The organism is Micromonospora maritima, assembly GCF_902825405.1.
Classification (GTDB): domain Bacteria; phylum Actinomycetota; class Actinomycetes; order Mycobacteriales; family Micromonosporaceae; genus Micromonospora; species Micromonospora maritima.
On sequence record NZ_CADEAU010000906.1, the window covers coordinates 1 to 987 of the forward strand.

The following is a 987-nucleotide window of genomic DNA, read 5'->3' on the forward strand; positions in this document are numbered from 1 at the left end:
CGCCGGCCGCCAGCGACGCGCTCGGGCCGGCCCCGGCCGCCTGCCCCGGCGACCGCTGAGCGCGGACGCCGACCACGCCACACTTCTCCCGACGGACACCCGGCCGTCACGACGTGCCGGATACGCTCGACGCGGAGCGCGTACGTGGTCGTCGAGACAGGGAGGTCGCCGTGACCGGGACCGGCAAGGTGACGGTCAGCACCGACGCCCACGGGCACACCGCCGGCTGGTCGGAGACCCCGGCGGCACCCGCGACCACGGTCACCCCGGATCCGACGGCCGCCGCCTTCTTCGACGTCGACAACACGATGATGCGGGGCGCCTCGATCTACTGGTTCGCCCGCGGGCTGGCCGCCCGCAACTACTTCACCGCCGGCGACCTGGCCCGGTTCGCCTGGCAGCAGGCGCGGTTCCGGCTGCTCGCCACCGAGCACCCCGGAGACATGTCGCAGGCCAAGGAGGCGGCCCTCGCCTTCGTGCAGGGCTGGCGGGTCGACGACGTCGAGCGCCTCACCGAGGAGATCTTCGACGAGTTGATGGCGCCGCGCATCTGGACCGGCACGCACCGGCTGGCCCAGCGGCACCTCGACGCCGGTGAGCGGGTCTGGCTGGTCAGCGCCGCCCCGGTGGAGATCGGCCGGGTCATCGCCGCCCGGCTCGGCCTGACCGGCGCGATCGGCACCGTGGCCGAGGTGGTCGACGGGGCGTACACCGGCCGACTGGTCGGTGACCTGATGCACGGGCCGGCGAAGGCGGAGGCGGTCACCCAGCTGGCCGCCGTGGAAGGGCTGGACCTGGCCCGCTGCGCCGCTTACAGCGACTCGTCGAACGACCTGCCGATGCTCTCGGCCGTGGGCCGCGCGGTGGCGGTCAACCCGGATGCCGCGCTGCTGCGGCAGGCCCGCGAGCGGGGCTGGGACGTCCGCGACTTCCGCACCGGCCGCCGGGCGGTCCGCATCGCCGTGCCCTCCACCGCCGCCGCCGGGC

Annotated in this window: 1 protein-coding gene; it reads left to right on the plus strand. The window is 75.4% G+C overall.

The genetic code is table 11. The features are described 5' to 3' along the window. Positions 1–170: 170 nt before the first annotated feature. A partial coding sequence (locus tag HUW36_RS33445) for an HAD family hydrolase (protein WP_174531653.1) occupies positions 171–987 on the plus strand: 817 nt, incomplete at its 3' end.